General features: G+C 55.6%; 16 protein-coding genes. 8 read left to right on the forward strand and 8 right to left on the reverse strand.

Annotation, left to right across the window (positions count from 1 at the left end; genetic code table 11):
- Positions 1-137: transposase (locus Poly51_RS25800; protein ID WP_390621810.1), on the reverse strand; the 137-nt coding region annotated here is incomplete at its 3' end.
- A 782-nt stretch (positions 138-919) separates the two neighbouring features.
- Here Poly51_RS25800 and Poly51_RS25805 point away from each other — a divergent pair.
- Complete coding sequence (locus Poly51_RS25805) at positions 920-1,315, forward strand: BlaI/MecI/CopY family transcriptional regulator (protein ID WP_146461527.1); 396 nt, start codon at positions 920-922, stop codon at positions 1,313-1,315.
- Positions 1,308-3,872, forward strand: a complete 2,565-nt coding sequence (locus tag Poly51_RS25810) for a M56 family metallopeptidase (protein ID WP_146461529.1) — start codon at positions 1,308-1,310, stop codon at positions 3,870-3,872. The genes Poly51_RS25805 and Poly51_RS25810 overlap by 8 nt, the downstream gene beginning before the upstream one ends.
- An 85-nt stretch (positions 3,873-3,957) precedes the next feature.
- On the opposite strand, the gene Poly51_RS25815 is transcribed toward Poly51_RS25810, so the two are convergent.
- From Poly51_RS25815 to ilvN, 5 genes are all read right to left on the reverse strand, one after another.
- Positions 3,958-5,922, reverse strand: coding sequence for a hypothetical protein (locus Poly51_RS25815; RefSeq protein WP_146461531.1), 1,965 nt, complete (start codon positions 5,920-5,922; stop codon positions 3,958-3,960).
- 182 nt (positions 5,923-6,104) lie between these two features.
- Positions 6,105-7,304 carry a TlpA family protein disulfide reductase gene (locus tag Poly51_RS25820; protein WP_186775810.1) on the reverse strand — a complete coding sequence of 400 codons (1,200 nt, stop codon included), beginning with the start codon at positions 7,302-7,304 and terminating at the stop codon, positions 6,105-6,107.
- 296 nt (positions 7,305-7,600) lie between these two features.
- Positions 7,601-8,209: a DUF4254 domain-containing protein gene (locus Poly51_RS25825; protein WP_146461534.1), complete on the reverse strand. Its 609-nt coding sequence runs from the start codon at positions 8,207-8,209 to the stop codon at positions 7,601-7,603.
- A gap of 3 nt (positions 8,210-8,212) precedes the next feature.
- Positions 8,213-9,217: a ketol-acid reductoisomerase gene (gene ilvC, locus Poly51_RS25830; RefSeq protein WP_146461536.1), complete on the reverse strand. Its 1,005-nt coding sequence runs from the start codon at positions 9,215-9,217 to the stop codon at positions 8,213-8,215.
- An 82-nt stretch (positions 9,218-9,299) separates the two neighbouring features.
- On the reverse strand, positions 9,300-9,839 hold the full coding sequence (gene ilvN, locus Poly51_RS25835; RefSeq protein WP_146461538.1) for an acetolactate synthase small subunit: 540 nt from the start codon (positions 9,837-9,839) through the stop codon (positions 9,300-9,302).
- Between the two features lie 188 nt (positions 9,840-10,027).
- Between ilvN and Poly51_RS25840 the strand changes: the two genes are divergently transcribed.
- Genes Poly51_RS25840 through hemW form a run of 3 tightly spaced genes read left to right on the forward strand, consistent with a single transcriptional unit; the run spans position 10,028 to position 12,866 of the window.
- Complete coding sequence (locus tag Poly51_RS25840; RefSeq protein WP_146461540.1) at positions 10,028-10,831, forward strand: segregation and condensation protein A; 804 nt, start codon at positions 10,028-10,030, stop codon at positions 10,829-10,831.
- A 59-nt stretch (positions 10,832-10,890) separates the two neighbouring features.
- Entirely contained in the window at positions 10,891-11,730 is an 840-nt protein-coding gene (locus Poly51_RS25845; protein ID WP_146461542.1) for an MBL fold metallo-hydrolase, read from the forward strand.
- Entirely contained in the window at positions 11,721-12,866 is a 1,146-nt protein-coding gene (hemW, locus tag Poly51_RS25850; RefSeq protein ID WP_146461544.1) for a radical SAM family heme chaperone HemW, read from the forward strand. The genes Poly51_RS25845 and hemW overlap by 10 nt, the downstream gene beginning before the upstream one ends.
- 81 nt (positions 12,867-12,947) lie before the next feature.
- On the opposite strand, the gene Poly51_RS25855 is transcribed toward hemW, so the two are convergent.
- The gene (locus tag Poly51_RS25855) at positions 12,948-14,387 is read right to left on the reverse strand and encodes an SDR family oxidoreductase (protein WP_146461545.1); all 1,440 of its coding nucleotides are present in this window, start codon (positions 14,385-14,387) and stop codon (positions 12,948-12,950) included.
- 6 nt (positions 14,388-14,393) lie between these two features.
- Positions 14,394-14,531 (reverse strand): hypothetical protein, encoded by a 138-nt coding sequence (locus Poly51_RS30735; protein WP_186775811.1) that lies wholly within the window; start codon positions 14,529-14,531, stop codon positions 14,394-14,396.
- Positions 14,532-14,724: 193 nt separating this feature from the next.
- Here Poly51_RS30735 and Poly51_RS25860 point away from each other — a divergent pair, with 193 nt between their 5' ends.
- From Poly51_RS25860 to Poly51_RS25870, 3 genes are all read left to right on the forward strand, one after another.
- Positions 14,725-15,336 (forward strand): hypothetical protein, encoded by a 612-nt coding sequence (locus Poly51_RS25860; RefSeq protein WP_246114767.1) that lies wholly within the window; start codon positions 14,725-14,727, stop codon positions 15,334-15,336.
- A gap of 193 nt (positions 15,337-15,529) precedes the next feature.
- Positions 15,530-17,203: a DUF1549 domain-containing protein gene (locus Poly51_RS25865; RefSeq protein ID WP_186775812.1), complete on the forward strand. Its 1,674-nt coding sequence runs from the start codon at positions 15,530-15,532 to the stop codon at positions 17,201-17,203.
- Positions 17,204-17,231: 28 nt separating this feature from the next.
- Positions 17,232-18,533, forward strand: coding sequence for a DUF1501 domain-containing protein (locus tag Poly51_RS25870; RefSeq protein ID WP_146461549.1), 1,302 nt, complete (start codon positions 17,232-17,234; stop codon positions 18,531-18,533).
- The last annotated feature ends 88 nt before the right edge of the window (positions 18,534-18,621 follow it).

Here is an 18,621-nt window from a genome sequence, read left to right on the forward strand (position 1 = left end):
CGGCTCAGCGTGGCTTCACTGACCTCGAGCGTTTGCAGGACTTCGCCAACGCTCTTGCCGGCCGCCAGCATGGCATCCGCATCACGTAGCTTCTTGATGATCTGTTCGGGTGAATGTCGTCGTCGTTTCTTGCTCATGGAAAATCCTTCGCCGGAATTGGCTCTAGACTTTCATAACCCCTGGATCAGGTTTTGGGGAGCATTCCAAATTGTCATGCCTGACCAGATGTTGACTGAACCGTGGCGGAATGGCGACAAGCGGTAGTCGTTTCTGGAGACTTTCGCGCTCTCGGATTTTCAGTGCAAAGCATGTCTGAATGCGGGCATCTACATCAGTTTTCGCTTCGATTGATGTTATTTGGCGATGATTTTGTAGTGGATCTTGTTAAAGATCCTTGCGGCATCGGATCTTTAACAAGATCCACTACGAATTGCGGCGAAGCCGCCTTAAGAGAGACAGAAGATAAACTTGCGGGATTGAAAGAGCGCGAGGGGGCGATCACGCGATAGTCATGCAAGGGCCAGCATGTCGATGTAAATGGAACGATCAAGGAACTCTGTTCGATGTTCGATGCAAGGCGTCAGCCCCACCAACATACTCAGTTCTTCTTGGTTGGTCTGATTGGCGTAAGGAGGATCATCGTTCGACCAGTAGTGCTCAACCGGTAGAATAGGATGAACTGCCTCCTGATTTGAACGCACTTGATCCACCTTTGTGTTTTGGCAGCTGTATCCTGCAACGAAGCGCAATGCCAAAATTTTGCACGATTCAGGCGCAAATTCTGAATGAAGAATGCCTCTTTCTATCCACCGTGGTCAACGTCGGCAACGTATTTCTACGAGTGTAGAAGTTCTAGTTGACGACCGCTCTACGGCCTGTTAAATTTTACTGTTGTAGAAATTCTGTTTAAGAGCAACCGATGGCGAATGCGAACCCTTCCGAATTGGAACTGTTGATCCTAAAAGTGATCTGGGAGCAGTCGCCACTGACTGCGCGTCAGATTCGTGAATCGTTGGAAAGCCGAGGGCGGGTTCTGGCACACACCTCGGTCATCACCATGTTGCAGCGGATGGCCGAGAAGAAGCTGGTCGAGCAAGTATCGCCAGAGTCCGGCAAAGGCTTTCTCTTCGCACCTCTTGTCGCAGCGGACGAGGTTTCCAACCACATGCTTCGAGATTTGGTTCACCGCGTGTTTGATGGTTCGGCCGAGGCCGTGGTGGAAAGCCTATTTGATGTTTCCGATCTCAACGAGGAATCACTCAAGCGGCTGCGAAAAACATTCAACCAAAGAATGAGGGAACACAAGAATGAGTGATGAAGCATCAAACATTTGGACGCTCTTCGGCGAAGAGTTGGCCGGCAGATTGCTGGTCACCATGTTGCATTTTCTTTGGCAAGCCGCCGTCGTCGCCGGATTGGCTTGGTTGATGGCCACCGCACTCCGAACAGCGTCGCCCAAAGGACGCTATGCGATGTTCTGCACTGCAATGGCGATCCTTCCGCTGTTGATGGTAATCACGTTCGCCGTTCAAGATCGCCCGGTTCACAGCCCGTCAATCACATTGACCAGTGACGTGAACCCGGACCACGTTCGAGCGACTGCAATCGGCATTACCCCCGACAATTCGGTCCGCGATCAACGAACCAACATTGCCATCGAGGATTTAGCAAACACCGTGAACACGACTGTACTTGGTGGTTTTCCGCTGTGGGTCCACGATTCGGCAGCGTGGGTTGTCAGCGCGTACCTGTTCGGTGTGTCGTTCTTTCTGGTGCGACTGCTGATTGCCGTATGCGGTGGGAGTCGGTTGCGTGCCCGTGCCGAAGTGATTCATGATACGGGTCTGTGCCAACAGATCGCCGATCAGGCTCGGCAGTTGCAACTGCGGCGCGTTCCGAAGGTAGCCTACTGCCAGAACGTCATGGTTCCAACCGTCGTGGGGCTGCTGCGTCCAATGATTCTGTTGCCGACCGCACTTACAACCGGTCTGACGCCCGACGATCTCAACGCGATTCTCCGTCATGAGTTTGCTCATATTCGTCGGTTCGACTTGTGGGTGAATTTAGGCCAACGGATTCTTGAGTCGCTGCTGTTTTTTCATCCGGCGGTGTGGTGGCTTAGTCGCCGGATCAGCGCCGAGCGGGAGCTTTGCTGCGATGACATGGTCGTTTCATCGGGCTTTCTGTCGATCGACTACGGGGGAGCGCTACTGCGGATGGCCGAACGGTGCGCCGAAGCTAACCGAGCCAGGGCGATTCAACTTGCTGCGGACGGTCAAGACCGATCACTGCTTGAATACCGTATTCAGCGTTTGTTCAACAGTAATGCCAGTTCTCCTTTCCATCTTCATCGTGGCGGATTCGCGGCACTGCTGTTGGTGTTGATGACATTGATCTCGATCCCATGCGCAACGATTCGTTTCGCCCAGGCGCAGACGCCCAATGCTTCATCGCCCTTTGCCCCGGCGTCGACAGCGCCAGGACAAGACGAGAATATCGCGTTCGATTACGCGGACACTGATCCGTTTGGCCAGCCCACACAAACGAAGAACGAAACGGCGGTCCGCGATGCCTTTCCGCCGGGTGTCTTTGGCGATCAAGATCACGAGTCCACTAAGAAAAAGGTGTTCCAATGGATAGGCCAGGCTCGATCGGGGAATGCCGCCGAACGCGAGGCGATCATTGAGCCCTTGTCACAGTACCTCGGCGTATCGAATGAAATTCCAAAGGCGCTGATGCCGCTCACATACGATTCCGACAAACGTGTGCGAACAGCAGCATCGCGAGTCATTTTCATGAAGGCAGGCGAAATTCGCGGTGAACCGGACGCGATCAAAATCTTGCGATATCGAATGGTCCTGACAATGGTTCGAGAAGACGTCCATGCAAATTTGACGATGCCGTTCCTGGTCGAATTGATGAAGACGGAGAACGCAAACGTACGGCGTGCGGTTACGAGTCTGGTGGTCCAGATGCTACGTCAGGGCCACAACGAAGTGTTGGATCAGATCATTGGAGAAAAAGACGACCCCAATATTGTCGACCGGGATGAGTACTACCGAGCCATCGAAGTATTCAACAACGAACGCTCTAAGATCGAGAGGTTCAAGTTGGAGGCTGCGAAACGTCAGTCATCCACGGTGCCTGGCATGACTGACGGAGATCCGTTCGGAGGCAACACAGGGAAAACGGATCCGTTTGGTCGCCCCATTTATGCCGACAAGGCTGGAATCGAAGATCCGTTTGGTGTTCCGAAGCCGGATACTCCCAAGGAGGCCGCGAAGAGGGAAGCCAATGATGCCGCGATCGCGTTTGCAGTCGCTGAAAAGCGAGCCATTGTCGCGGAACTCAGTTCGCCTGAGACGCGAATCAATTTTGCCTTTGATGACGAGACCAGTGTTCACTTTGTGGGCACTCCGTTGCAGGAAGCTTTGCAAACGATAGGCAAGCAGCATGCGATTCCAATCGTGCTCAATCGGCAAGCCCTGGAAGAGTCGGGCCTGACACCAGATGTTCCTGTCACAATTTCTCTAGCGAATGTTTCGTTGCGATCCGCGATCAGGCTGATGCTAAGGAGCCTCCAATTGGAGATGATGATTGAAGACGACGTCTTGCAGGTCACGACGCGGGAGCAGATGCGGTCGACCTCCTTGTCCCGCAAGTACTACATTGGCCAGTTGCCGTACAAAGGTGTCGACATTGCTCGCAGCTTGCAGCGAGTGCTCGACGCGACAATGGTTGCCGGAGACGCGAAGCCGGTTGTGGAATATCTCAGCGGCGGCGAAGGCAAGGAAGGAATCATTTGGGTTCAGGCCAATGAGGTTGCTCATCGTGAAGCACTTGGAAAGCTGAATTGGCTTTTAAACAAGTGAGCGAGGAGTCGCGTGAATCCCTCGCTCACGCGTCGGGTTACCTTTAGAACTGAATTCGCGAATTCAAAAATTGATTCGCCCCACATCATCTTCCAAGCTTCGTGGTACCTTTGGGGACAAGCCTGATATTTAGCTCGTTTACTTTGCCGCTCGGAGCTTTGCCGCTGGGAACTTTGCCACCCTGAAACTTGACGTCGACATCGCGGACATGCGGTGTATGCGGATTGGGTCGCATTTCCAATGTCGGATGTTTTACGGTCACCATATAGGATCCGGGGATGATGCTTTCCAGCGTCGCGATGCCGTTTTCGTCGGTAATCCCGCTGGGTGATTCTCGGTACGTCGGTCCGGGTTCGCGGCCCAGCAGCATGTCGCGTGATCGCAGACTGTGGAACAATGGTTGCCCCAGATGGGAATGCCACCGGTGATGAGGGCGGGCCATCACATTTGCTCCGGCGACGGGTTTTGATTGGGGATCCAGCAAGCGGACTTTTGCACTGGTCATGGGACGCATTGCAACCGTGACGCTCTTGTTCTCGTTCCCAAGCTGAATCTTCATCGGCTGTAGGTAGCCTAGGAACATACCTGGCGTGATACCCATTCCCATTCCTTGAACCGCGGTCGCCGACGAGATGAATTCATCATCGCAAATCGCAAGCAACTCGACCTCACCGCCTCGAGGCAGAGCGTCAAACTGAAACGTTCCATCAGAACCGACTGGCATCCAATCGACCCACTCCGGTCCCCACGTATTCACCTTTCCGCTTTTTCTTCTCAGCGCGCGTTTTACCACGACCATCACGCGGCTATTCCTGACAGGCCGCGGAACACTGGAATCCAATTCCCCTGAGAGCATCACGGGGGGATGAATCGGGATCTTGGTGGCCATCACTTGCCGCTGTTTTCGTAGCGGCCGAACGCGGACCAGATCGCTGAATCCGATGACTTGCTGGTCGCGAATCTGCGTTAGCCCGATGGCACGATTCCCAAATTGATCGTAGCGAAGCATCGGCGAAAGTAGTCGTCCATCGTCTTGGCGACGCCAGATTCCATTGTGTAAGTCGCCAGCATAAATGTCGCTTGTGATGGCTGTTTTCGTGTCATCATCGATCGCATCGACTAAGACGCGATAGCCTTTGGTCAGCGAGAGTGTGATGACGCCGTTCTCGATGGGAGCGTTGTGTTCGTACCGATAGCAGAAATCAGTATGCCTTACCCGAACGTGAAAACTCTTTGTTTCAAAGTTCTCGCCATATCGCTTCTTCAGTCGAAACGTTGCCATCCCTGTCGCATCCGTCAATTTCGGTTCGACATCGGTTGGTTCATTTCCGCCAAGTCCTCCGTAATATTCTGGATGAACCATCGCTCCAGCAACGGGCTGATTTTTGTAGTTGACGCGAATCGCAACCTCCATCATTTCCGATTCTTCTGGAACTTTCGCAGGCGTAACGACGGGTTGCTTTGGTGGCTCGTCTGTTGCCGATGCGGCCGAGAGTTGGGACGGTTGATCTGCAGGCGTGGTACCAGCAACTAGTTCGCGGTATTTGGCTAAGATGCCAGACTCCTCGTCACTCAGTAAACCATGGGCGACAGCCACGCCCTGCCCATCGACCAGCAGATAGTATGGAAACATTGGTGACGGATAGTTCGCAATCTTTTGCGCGTACCACCCAGAATCTTCGTCAGAAACAAAAGTGGGGTGCAACAGTTTGGTTTGTTTCATGACGCGGAGCACGTCGTTGGTGTCCGCTTTGGGATGCATTCCAATGACGGTCCCGCCCGAGTTCACAAACTGGCTCAGAGCAGGAACGTCATCCTGGCAGGAACTGCACCAAGTCGCCCAGAATCGAATCAGATATGGTTTCCCAGTCAGTGCAGGTGGCGTTCCTCCAACCCAATTCGAGTTGGAGGCGCCGGGAAGCCCTGGTATTTGCTTGCCAATCATTGCTTCGTATGGCTTTGCATTGCCCTCGACGAATAGTTGATCTTGCAAGCGTATCGCCGGATTGGTCCTTCTCGATCTGGGCATCGAGTCGACCGATTTCGTCATAGTCGTACCGATAATGAGGGCGAGTCAGTGCTTTTCCTCCTTGTTCGACGTGATGGGGCGGCGGAAAGTGTCATGCGAATGGGGACAAACGACACGATGACAGCGTCAGTATCCATCCATGAAACCCGCCAGAACGCACACCTACCGGACCGGCCCTGAAGGGTGCGGGCCGATGCGTCCGCTCAATCTTTGACTGGTTCGTCTTCGGTGTCATCGGGTGCGCCCAGTTGCTCTTCGAGAAGGCGATCGAGCTCTTTGCCTCGCGCTCGCATCGAGATCACTTTGCCCGCTTTATCCACCAGAATCGCGGTGGGAATACCTGAGATGCCATAGTGGGTTGCGATGGGGTTGTCCCATCCCATTTCGTCGTCCTGGTCACTGATCAGATTGGTCCAGGTTAGTTCCTCTTTGGCAACGTAGTCTTCACACGCTTCGAGTGTTCGGTCTAGGTTGATACCGACGACAGCAAAGCCTTTGTCGCCATAGATTTCGAGATTCCGTTTCATGTTGGGTACTTCGCCGCGACAGGGTCCGCACCACGATGCCCAGAAATCCACTAAGACGACTTTCCCGCGATAGTTTTCCCATTCAAAGTCGTCGCCGTCGGTGGTCTTCCCGACCAATTCGATCGGGTTTCCGGGCAAACGGATGCGACGCGCTGCACCAATCATTTTGTCGGCACGATTGCGGATCATTTCATCGTCCGAGTCCTTCATCCACTTCGCCAATTGTTCATAAAACGAAGCAGCCACATCGATGTTTCCCGAGGCGGCGATCGATTCGGCCAACCGGTACGCCAGCGCGAACTGGTTCCGATCCATCGACGACTTCGCAACCATCGTTTCGATTTCGCCGATCAACGCGCGTTGGTCCTGCTCGCTGGCGTTGCGGGCGCCTTCGATCCGGATCTTTAGCATTTCCGTTTCGGCGAGTTCTTTGATCTCGGGGCGTTCGTCGGCGGCCAATTCGTCGATCAAGGTTTCAAGACGCTTGCGAGCCTTGGGGTCAAAGCGAACCAGGAAATTCAACGCCGTGATTTCTTCTTGAATCGAATCCGAAAGCAATTCGACATCGACGTCGTCCAATTTGCGGATCGCTTCGACGGTGTCGACAACGGTGTTCGCTGATTTGGTCACGGTTTCGATCGTTCGTCCTCGCATGCGGGTGACCGCTCGGATGTGGGCGACCAGTTCTTCCGCCGTCGCGTTCTCGGGAATGGCATACGGATCGGGTTCTTCCGCCTCGTCGTCCGTTTCCGCCGCCGCATCGGATGGTTTGTCAGCCGTTGATGCGTCTTGGGCATGAGACGCGTGAACGGCGAAGCCGACGGAAACAATCAGGCAAACCGCAAGAACCGCGGGTGCGCGATAGAGACGCAACATAGAAGACCGCCTTAGCGAATGGGCAACGGGACGTGACGGCCGAAAGTCTAGCGGGCGTCGGTACATCGCACAAACTTTTGAGCGAAAAATATCGCGACAAGCACTCATGTCGTTGCCCACCCCGACTTATATATTTGCCCACGATGGTGGTCGGCATGATGGGTCGGCAGATGATGTTAAGCGAATGGGGGCAAACGAATGGGTTGGGACAGGAAATGATTCGCTTGCCCCCATTCGTTTGACACTCAGCGTTGTGACGACGCCATTCGTGCCCGGCTCCTATTTCTTCGCAGCCCCTATTTCTTCGCCGCGTAAATCGCCGGGTTCAGCGTCGGGTCGTTGTACATCTTCATCTGACGATACGTCCGGTGTTGCTTGCGTCCCGCGACAATGTCATCAAGAAGTTGTTGCAATGAATGTGACAGGTCGGCGTGTTGTTGGGCACACAGATCGATTCGTTGCTGGACTTTGCCGCGATGCGTATCGTCGGCGTCGGCGCGATCGGCTTGCTCGCGGTAGTGATACAACCGCAACGACATGATCGACAAACGGTCGATCGCACTGCCTGCTGTTTCGGTATTGATCGGGCCGGTGCTCTCTGGCACGCCGGCTTTACACAATGCTTCGGTCAGCGCGTCATCGATCTTTTCGATCATGTCGTTACGCGCTTGATTGAGTTTGTCGATCGCCCGTTTGACGGTTGCGATCTCAGTGTCCGATGCCGATGGGCTTCGCGCTTTGTCTTCTTCATGCCAAAGCCGGTAATTGAACTCGTGCTGTTGGCAAACGAGCGACTGGATTCCGTCAAACGGATTGTCGATCGGTTCGCGGTGCCAACGATCGACGGCGTCGATCTGCAGTTGAGTCAATTCACGAACATTTGGGAACGCGACGGCATCGGGCATCGATCAAACTTCCTTTTCTTCGATCCAGTTCATCATGCGGCGAAGGCCGATGCCGATTTGTTCGACACCGTGCAATCGTTCGCGTCGGCGGGTCGCTTTGAAGAACGGCGCACCAGCCTTGTTTTCCGAGATCCACTTGCGAGCGAATTCTCCGGTTTGGATTTCGGTCAAAATCTTCTTCATCTCGACCTTGGTTTCGGGCGTGATGATCCGTGGGCCGCTGACATAGTCACCGTATTCGGCCGTATTGGAGATGCTGTAACGCATGTAGCTGAGTCCGCCTTGGTATAGCAAATCGACGATCAGCTTCAATTCGTGCATGCACTCGAAATACGCCATTTCGGGTTGGTAACCGGCTTCGACCAATGTCTCGAAGCCCGCTTTGACCAACTCGCTGACGCCACCGCAAAGCACCACTTGTTCGCCGAACAAGTCCGTTTCGGTTTCTTCGGCGAACGTGGTTTCGATCACGCCGCCACGAGTACCGCCGATGCCTTTCGCATACGCCAAGCCGATTTGCTTGGTGGTATCCGATGCGCCTTCACCAAGAGCGATCAAGCAAGGAACGCCGCCGCCCTTTTCGTATTCGCTACGGACCAAGTGACCGGGGCCCTTTGGGGCGACCAACAGCGTATCGATGCCGGCCGGTGGTTCAATTTGGCCGAAGTGGATGTTGAAACCGTGCGAGCACATCAGGACATTGCCCTTGGACAAGTTGTCGCGAATGTCGCTCTTGTAGATGTCGCCTTGAACTTCATCGGGAAGCAGGACGTTGATGACATCGGCCGCTTTGACGGCGTCCGCGATCGACAACGGTTTGAACTTGTGAGAAACCGCCAAGTCATAGTTGGCTGAACCCGGGCGCTGGCCGATCAAGACTTCCACACCGCTGTCGCGAAGGTTCTGTGCTTGAGCGTGACCTTGCGAGCCGTAGCCGAGAATCGCGACCTTCTTGCCTTTGAGGTGCGAAAGGTCAGCGTCGTTTTCGTAGTAAATCGTTGCAGCCATGTCTGAAATATCGGTTTGAGTTTCTGGGGATGGTGAGTGTTTTGAGAACGAGCGTTTCGGGAGCGAGCTTCGTTGGTACTTTCTAGGTAGCGAAGCGAGCTTCGCTATCGTCCGCCGCAGCGGCATCGTTGCCACTGCGGACCATCGCGATTCGTCCCGTTCGTACCAGTTCGGTGATGCCGTAGGGACGCATTCGTTCGATGAACGCTTGGACTTTGTTTTCGCGACCGCTGATTTCGATCATCACTTCTTCGGGACCGACGTCGACGATTTGGCCTCGGAAAATATCGACCAGCTCCCGAATCTCGCTGCGACCGGTTCCGGCGGGTGCTTTCACTTTCAGGAGCAGTAGGTCGCGTTCGACAAAGTCTCGGCTGCTGACGTCGAGTACTCTGACGACCGTAACGATCTTTTCCAGTTGCTTGCCGACCTGTTCAAGAACGTGGTCATCACCGACGACAACGAACGTCATTCGCGACAAATTTGGGTCTTCGGTTTCACCCACGGCCAGCGAATCAATGTTGTAGCCGCGTGAAGCGAGCATTCCCGAGATGTGTGCGAGCACGCCGGGAACGTTCTGGACGAGGGCCGAGAGAACGTGACGCTGGTTAGATTGAGGCATCAGCGGGGGAAAAACGGGTTCAAGGGGAGGGGAATTCGAGTCGACGGATGAATCGAAGCGTGGCATCATAATTTTGGGGTCTAAATCCAACAAGGGCTACGATTTGCAGTCCTTCGGCGTAGGATAGTCATTCCGCCGTTGCGATCGGGTGATTTGGCGACTTTCTGCGTTTGGGGACGTTTCTGTTTATGTCTTTTCGAATCGAATTACCGGCTTATCGAGGTCCCATTGACCTGTTGCTGTACTTGGTCCGCCGTCACGAGGTCGATTTGACAGAGATGTCATTGGCCAAAATTGTCGACCAATACATCGGTTACATCGATATCCTCCAAGACATGGATTTGACCGATGTGGGGGACTTCATCGATCTGGCAAGCACGCTGGTGGAACTGAAGAGCCAGGCCGTTTTGCCGAAAATTGTTGACGAATCGGAAGAAGAGGCGATCGACGATCCCCAGACTGAATTGGTCGAGCGGCTGCTGCAATACAAAGAAATCCGTGACGCCGCGGCCGTCTTGGACGAAATGGGTGGCCGTTGGCAGCAACGTTACGAGCGATTGAGTGATGATTTGCCCGCTCGACGGGTGGATCTGGGCGATCAGCCCATCGTCGATCTGGAAATCTGGGACTTGGTTAGCGCTTTCGGCCGAATCATGCGAGAAGCGGGAGGGCCGCCGCAAACCGAAGTCGTTTACGACGATACGCCGATCCACATCTATATGCAGCGGATTCACGAGAGACTTCGCGAGTCGGCACGATTGCCGCTGTTCGATCTGGTGGAAGGTGGCATTCACAAATCGGCGGTCATCGGCTGGTTTCTGGCCACGTTGGAATTGACTCGCCACCACGGCGCGTCGGTTGAGCAGTCCGACACAGGCGAACTCTTTGTGGTTCGCACAGACGGTTATTCGGAGTCGCTAAGCGTTAACGAAGTTGACAATTATGGTGCCGAGGAATTCAAAGCCGCCAACATGCCGGGTATGCCTCGGTAGGTCGAATTGGTTTCAATGGTCGCCCGAACCCAATTCCGACGCCTCGCATCTTTGTTTTCATGGTCGACAATATTCCCCTGGTATCTCATCTGCACGACGGTCTGACGATCGAAGGTTACTCGCGCGCGGCCGTGCAAACCTGTTGGCGGATCAACGAGCTGAAATTGCTGTTCGACGTTGGCGTGCAACCATGGGACTTCATGGGCACGCCAACCATGTTCATTTCGCATGCTCACTTGGACCACATCGCGGCCTTGCCCGCGTACGTGTCCCGGCGCCGGATGATGAAAATGGAACCGCCGGTCATCTATCTACCCGATTCGGCCGTCGATACCGCATGGGATATGTTGCAAACGTTTCGCAAACTCGACCGTGGCCCGATGCCCTGCGAATTGGTCGGATTGTTGCCCGGCGATGAAACGCACATCAGCCGCGAGTACATCGTGACGGCGCTGCCGACGACACACACGATCGATTCGGTTGGATTTGTCGTTCACCAACGAAGGCACAAACTGAAACCCGAATACTTAAGTCTGTCGGGCGACGAGATTCGGCAACTGAAAATGGGCGGAACCGAAATCACGACAGAAACACGGGTGCCCGTCGTTGCTTACACCGGCGATACGGCGCCCAAGGGACTGGACGACAATCCCGTGTTCTTTGATGCAAAGGTGTTGATTTGTGAAATGACGTTCGTCGCGCCCGAGCACCGCAAGGACAAAATTCACAAGCACGGCCACATGCACATCGACGATTGGCGGAAGCGGGCCGATCGATTCAACAATGAATTGGTCATCGCGGGGCACTTGAGCACGCGATACAACGAGTCTCAAGTCAAGCGGTTCGTCAACCAAGTGTTTCCAGACTTGATGGACGGTCGATTGAAACTATGGCTGTAAGCGGATTCGACTGGCCGACGCCGTTGTCGGCTTACATCCACGTGCCATTTTGCCGACACCGTTGTGGCTATTGCAACTTTAGCGTCGTTGCCGACCGCGACGACTTGATCGCCCGGTATCTCCGGTGCATCGACTGGGAACTGAAACAGCTGGACCAGCCGTCGATCGAAACCGTCTTTCTGGGTGGCGGGACGCCGACACATTTGCCGTTGGACGCTTTGAAAACACTGATCGGCATCATCCGTCGACGACTAACATTTGTCGGTGACGTTGAATTCAGTGTGGAAGCGAATCCCGAGGACATCACGGCCGAGAAACTGAACTGTTTGGTCGATGGCGGAGTCAATCGGATCAGCCTTGGTGTCCAGTCGTTCGCTGCCGACAAACTCAAGTTGCTCGAGCGAGGTCATTCCGGCGCGAGTGCGGCCGCGGCAATCGAAATGGCGGCGGCGACGATCCCCAACGTGTCGATGGATCTGATTTTTTCGGCGCCGGGCGAAACAATGGCTGGTTGGGAAAGTGATTTGAAGCTGGCGTTGTCGTTACCCATCGTCCATTTGTCGACATACGCGTTGACTTATGAAAAGGGAACAGCGTTCTGGTCGCGAATGACACGAGGCGATTTGAAGACGACGGACGAATCGATCGAAGTCGATATGTACCAGACGGCTCGGCGGATGGCGGCGGACGCAGGATTGGCCCACTACGAGGTCTCCAACTTCGCAAAGGCAGAGCATCGCTGTCGTCACAACTTGGCGTACTGGGACGGGCGTGGTTGGTACGCGGCGGGGCCGGGTGCGGCCCGGTTTGTTGGCGGACTGCGCGAAGTCAATCATCGAAGCACGACGACGTATATCAAGCGAATCGAGGCGGACGATTCGCCGACGGGCGAAAGCGAGGCCGTCACCCCCATTCAATGCGCCCGAGAGCGGGCAGCTTTCGGAATCCGGTTGATGGAGGGAATCGACATCGACAGGATTGGCAAAGAAATGGGCGTCGCCCTTCGCGATCATTGCTCCGATGCAATCGATCGTTCGGTTGCCGAAGGATTGTTGGAAGATACCGTCGGACGATCGCGGCTGACCGAACGAGGCGTGCTGTTTGCCGACACGGTCGCAACGCGTTTTCTCGGTTGAAGGAAAGCGATTGCCAGGCCGTGAATTTCCGCCGATCCTTGTTCGCGACGCCGCAGCGAGGCAGCACGGCTGAATTCAACATCAACGATTCGTTGCCGCTCGCGCGATTCCCCTGAGCATTCCGGCGAAGACGAATTGATGAAGTGGCCAAACCGAGTACCAATACAACAGCCCGAATAGTCCGGCTGGGTCGAATTCAGCGGTCTGACGAATCGTTGAACCGCCTTCGTCGTTGGCGGTGACTTCGAAGTCGAGCCAGCCGCGGCCGGGCAACTTCATTTGAGCAAACAATCGCAGACGCTGGTCTGGCTCGATTGCTTCGACACGCCAGAAGTCCAACGCATCGCCGACACGCAATTTCGTGGGATGGGTTCGTCCACGTCGCATTCCGACGCCGCCGATCAACAAATCGATGAAGCCACGAATCTTCCAAAGCCAGTTCGCATAGTACCAGCCCGTTTCGCCCCCAATTCGTTGGATGGCCGTGAAGGCAATGTGAGGCGCGACGTCCACATCGACTCGTCGCGAGTCAACGACGCGACTGCCGAAAACGACGCCGCCCCATTTCGTCACGCGACCAGATGACGACAACGCATCGGACCAACGCGTTTCGATCATCTCTTCGTCTTCGCGTTGGTTGGCCAATCGAATCGCCTCGCTGATGCCGATCGGTCGAACTTGAAAATCTTGCTTGGCGGTATCGCTGGTGACGACGGTGGGATTGGAGAGCCCTTCGACCAATTTGCGACCGATTCTCGCATAGACGGGCGTCACCAGCCCCAACCAAAGACTGCTGATCTTGGGTGACAGAAAGGGGACCGGGATCGTCAGGCGGCGCAGGCCTCGTTGAGCCGCGTATTCATTCATGATCCCGCCGTAGGAAACCGTATCGGGGCCTCCGATTTCATAAATCTTGCTTTCGCCGATCGGTAAGGTCAGTGCTTCCGTCAAGTACGACAGCACATCGCGAATCGCGATCGGCGAGGCTTTCGTCGAAACCCATTTGGGCCACAGCATCACCGGTAACTTTCGCACCAACGCCCGAACGAGCTCGTAAGACAGGCTTCCTGATCCGATGATGATCGAGGCGCGAAACTCGATGACCTGGGCTCCTGATTCCTTCAGGATCTCGCCGACTTCATGTCGACTCTGAAGATGTTCGGACAGTTTGTCACCGTCGATGCCGAGTCCACCCAAGTAGATGATGCGGCGGACGCCCGCGGCTTTCGCCGTTATCGCAAAATTCCGGGCGCCTTCCCGATCGTCGTCACGAAAACCTTCGCCGGTGCCCATCGCGTGGATCAAGTAGTACGCCGTGTGGATTCCCGCCAAAGCGTCGTCCAGCGTTTCGGGCGCAAGCACATTGCCCAGCACGATTTCGGTGGTGGATGCGCCGCGTTGGCGAAGATTGTCCGGCCGTCGCGCCATGCAACGAATGGAATGTCCCTGTTCTTCGAGCACTCGTCGCAATCGGCCGCCGACATAGCCGGTCGCGCCAGTCAGCAAAATTGTTTGAGTCACTGTGTTTCAATCGTTGAACGAAATCATTGAACTTGAGGACTGGGCCGTGCCAGCCACGATGCGATCAGCCAGCCCATAACCGTATCCGCGACCACCGATCCTCGCTTCATCCGTATCGATCGACACGCGTGAGATCGTAGGCATTCGTCCAGTGAGCGTCCATTTGCCGCTTTAAGCATCGTGCGGAACGGCGATTCCGCGACGTTCGTTCTGATTTTCGTGAAACCGCGATCGATTCGACATTAGCGATTAGGCAAAAAGATTTAATTCTGCCGGTTGTGACGGCCGATGAATGGATTGTCTATCCACGTCTGAGACTGCCATAAGGCTACCGACTATGTGTTTTGAGAATCGAATTGTCGCCGCACTTGCTTGTTCGGCTTTGCTTTGGGTCACCGGCTGCGTCGGTCCGATGGCGTGCGGCCCCAACGGCGCCTGTGGACCGTTTGCCGTCAATTCGTGCGGTGGATGCGGGGACTGCGAAGGTTGCGGAGAGCTTTACATTGATCCATGGATCAACGAACCAGCCAACTGTGTCGATCCGTGCGATAAGTGCGGAAATCACAACGGGCAATCGTGTGGTAAGTGTCGGTCGGTCTTTGAGGGCTTTTCGAACCTTTGGGGTTACCGATGCGATGACGGGTGCGATTCGTGCGGCAGCGCCAGTTGCGGTGGTGGATGTTGTCCGCCTGTCAGCGGTGGTGCTTTGGGCGGTGGTCCCGGCGATTGCGATGGCGGTTGTGGAAGCTGTGATTCAGGCTGTGGCGGCTGCGATTCGTGTGGCGGCGGACAAGAACCGATGTACATCAGTGGCCAGGACGTGATGCCGCCCTCGGAGTACGTCGAAAGTTCACCGTCGCGAGCTTACGCACCCAGCCGAACCCGTCAAATCTTCAAAGCTCGCGGCAGCAACGTTGCGACGGGCAGCCGATCGGGTACCGAATACTGACATCGGACGAGCGAGCCGTTCGGGTCAGTTCAGCCAATCGAGTCTTTCGATTCGAGAAGCCGACGCCGGAACGGCTATTTCTAGAGATTTCTTTCGACGAGTGTGCCAAGATAGAACGCGGCGGGCCGAACCATTGATACGGCCCGCTGTTTTCTCGCACCCCCTGTCGATCATGCCTCGCCTAAAACGCCTAATGTCATCCGCAGTCCGGTGGGGATGGTTCGGGTTACTGGTGCTCTTCGCATTTGGCTATCTCGTTGCCGGGCTGTCGCAGCCCACCGGTAACGCGCCGATTCCTGATCCGTCGAACCCTGATCCGTCGAAGCAATCCGTTGCGGACATGTCGGCATCCGACTCGCTTGGCTCATCTCGTGCCGAGCTTGATCAAGTCTGGCGAGATTCGCTTGCCGAAAAGGGATTCGCATCCGCGCCGCCCGCCGATTGGTTGACGGTTTGTAGGCGCGTTTCATTGGCGATGGTGGGTAGCGGTTTGTCGCTCGAAGAGATTCGCGGTTTGGAAGGAATTCCGGAAACGGAACGGGTTCCGCGTCACCTTGCTAACCTGATGAACGATTCTCGCTTTCATCACTATTGGGGCGAGCGTTGGACGCGGTTCTTGGTGGGTACGGACGAGGGACAGTTCATCGTCTATCGCCGACGTCGATTTCGGATCTGGTTGTCCGAGCAGTTTGCGGCCGACGTTCGTTATGACGATTTGGTGCGGCGGCTGATCACGGCCGAAGGACTTTGGACAGACCGTCCCGAAGTCAATTTTTTGACGTCGACTTTCGACAGCAACGATAACTCGCCGGATCCCGTTCGTTTGGCTGCGCGAACGTCTCGGGCTTTCTTGGGTTTGCGAATCGATTGCTTGCAGTGCCACGACGACTTTTTGGGAAACGTCAGCCTGGGCGACATTGACGATCCGCGCGAGGGATTGCAAACGGACTTCCATCAGTTGGCCGCGTTCTTCACCAGCGCGAAGAACAATGGCTTGCAGGGCGTGAAGAGCGGTAAACCCAAATATCAATACCAGTACCTGAACGCCGAAGAAGAAACCGACGTCGAACCCGCGGTGCCGTACCAAGCGGGGTTGTTGCCGGCCGACGGGAACGCTCGCGATCGTCTAGCGACTTGGATCACCAGTCCCGAAAACCGGCAAGCCGCGCGGGCAGCGGTTAGCCATGTGTGGGCGCTCATGTACGGGCGACCGCCGGGCGAATCGGTCGACAACTTGCCGCTCGATTCGACCAGCAACCCGATGGTCGAGTGGTTGACGGATGACTTTGTCGCCAACGATTTCGATTTGCGTCGGTTGATTCGATTGATCGTTCGCTCGGCGGCGTTCGGTGTCGACAGCCGCGCTCCGTTCGATGTGACCGATGCGATGGATTCAGCGGGCGCCGTATTTCCGCTGGTACGTTTGCGTCCCGAGCAAGTTGCCGGTTCGATGTTCCAAGCCGCACGCATCAAACGCACCGACCGAGAATCGTCGTTGATTCTGCAACTGACCACTTTGACGGGTAACAACGAATTCGTCAGCCGGTATGGAGACATCGGCGAAGACGAGTTCACGACCGACAGCGTCACCATCACTCAGCGATTGTTGATGATGAACGGCAAAATGTTGCGAGAGTTGACCGAAGACAACCCGGTTCTAAACACGACGGCGCACGTCCGCATGTTTTCCGCAGATGACAATGCCGTCGTCGACAGCGTTTACCTTTGCGTGCTCAATCGTTATCCGACGGCGGACGAGCAGGCTCATTTTGTGAATCGCTTGTCACAATCTAATAACCGTGGAAAAGCGGTCGAGGATGTGATGTGGGTTTTGCTCAACAGCAGCGAACTGGCCTGGAATCACTAGTCATCCATTCACGTTGATAGGCAATACGATGTTCGAACTTTGTGACCCAACCGCTCACCTGTCGCGACGCACCTTGCTGGGCGCCGGCAGCGGTGCGTTGATGTTGTCGTCGATCGCGCGAACCCTCGCATTGGCCGACGAGCAAGGGAAAACGGATTCCGCAAAGCCTCGCAACGTGATCTTGCTTTGGTGCGAAGGTGCGCCCAGCCAACTGGAGACGTTCGATCCCCATGTCGGTACGAAGATCGGTGGAGACGTGAAAGCCATCGGAACAACGATTCCGAAGATTCAGATTTCTGACTTGCTGCCACGCACGGCCGAGATGATGCATCTGACATCGCTCGTCCGTAGCGTCACCAGCAAAGAGGGCGATCATGCCCGCGCGGTTTACAACATCAAAACCGGGTATCGGCTGGACCCCACACTGCGGCACCCGGCCATCGGCGCCGTGCTGTGTCACGCCGACGACTCGGGAGGCGATATCCCACGTCATATTTCGATCTTGCCCGGGCAATTGCCGGGACGCGGCGGTTACTTGGGCGCGGCGTATGACGCTTTCAAAATCAATGATCCGGCAGGGCCCGTTCCCGACATCACGCGGCGTGTGGATGAAGAACGCTTCGATCGCCGAGTCGCTGACCTGTACGACGTCGTGGAGAAAGAGTTTCGCCGCGGCCGACTGCAAAAAATGGAGACCGATCGAACGCTTCACCAAACCGCGACCGATGCGGCCCTGCGGATGATGTCCAGCGAACAATTGGGGGCGTTTGACGTTTCCGACGAACCCAAGGCGGTGCGCGAAGCCTTTGGGGACACGCCATTCGGACGCGGATGCTTGGCGGCGACGCGATTGATTGAAGTGGGCGCCCGGTGTGTCGAAGTCACCCTCGGTGGCTGGGACTCGCACGTCACCAACCACACGCTTCAGTCATCGGCTTGTGAGAAATTGGACCCGGCGCTCGCGGCCCTACTGCAACGACTCGAGGACCGCGATTTGCTCGATTCAACGCTGGTGGTTTGTGGCGGAGAGTTTGGTCGTACGCCGAACCACAATCCGGCCGAGGGGCGCGACCACTGGCCGCACGGGTTTTCGACTTTGTTGGCGGGGTGCGGAATCCGCCGCGGCTATGTGCATGGCGCGACATCGCCCGATCCGAAACTCGATCCGGAAAATCCGCTGGCCGACGTTTCACAGCCGGTCACCGTCGCCGACCTGCATGCAACCATCTTGTCAGTCCTAGGTGTCGACTATTCCGAGGAATTGGACACACCCATCGGTCGACCGCTCAAACGCAGCGAAGGAACACCGATTGCCTCGATCATGGCTTGACCCCTTCGATTCGTCAGCGGCAGTGTCCCAGACTTGCAGGGCTGATCAGTTTTCCAACTTTGGCAACGATCCAAGACAATTCGAACTA

It is taken from the genome of Rubripirellula tenax (assembly GCF_007860125.1).
GTDB classification, from domain to species: domain Bacteria; phylum Planctomycetota; class Planctomycetia; order Pirellulales; family Pirellulaceae; genus Rubripirellula; species Rubripirellula tenax.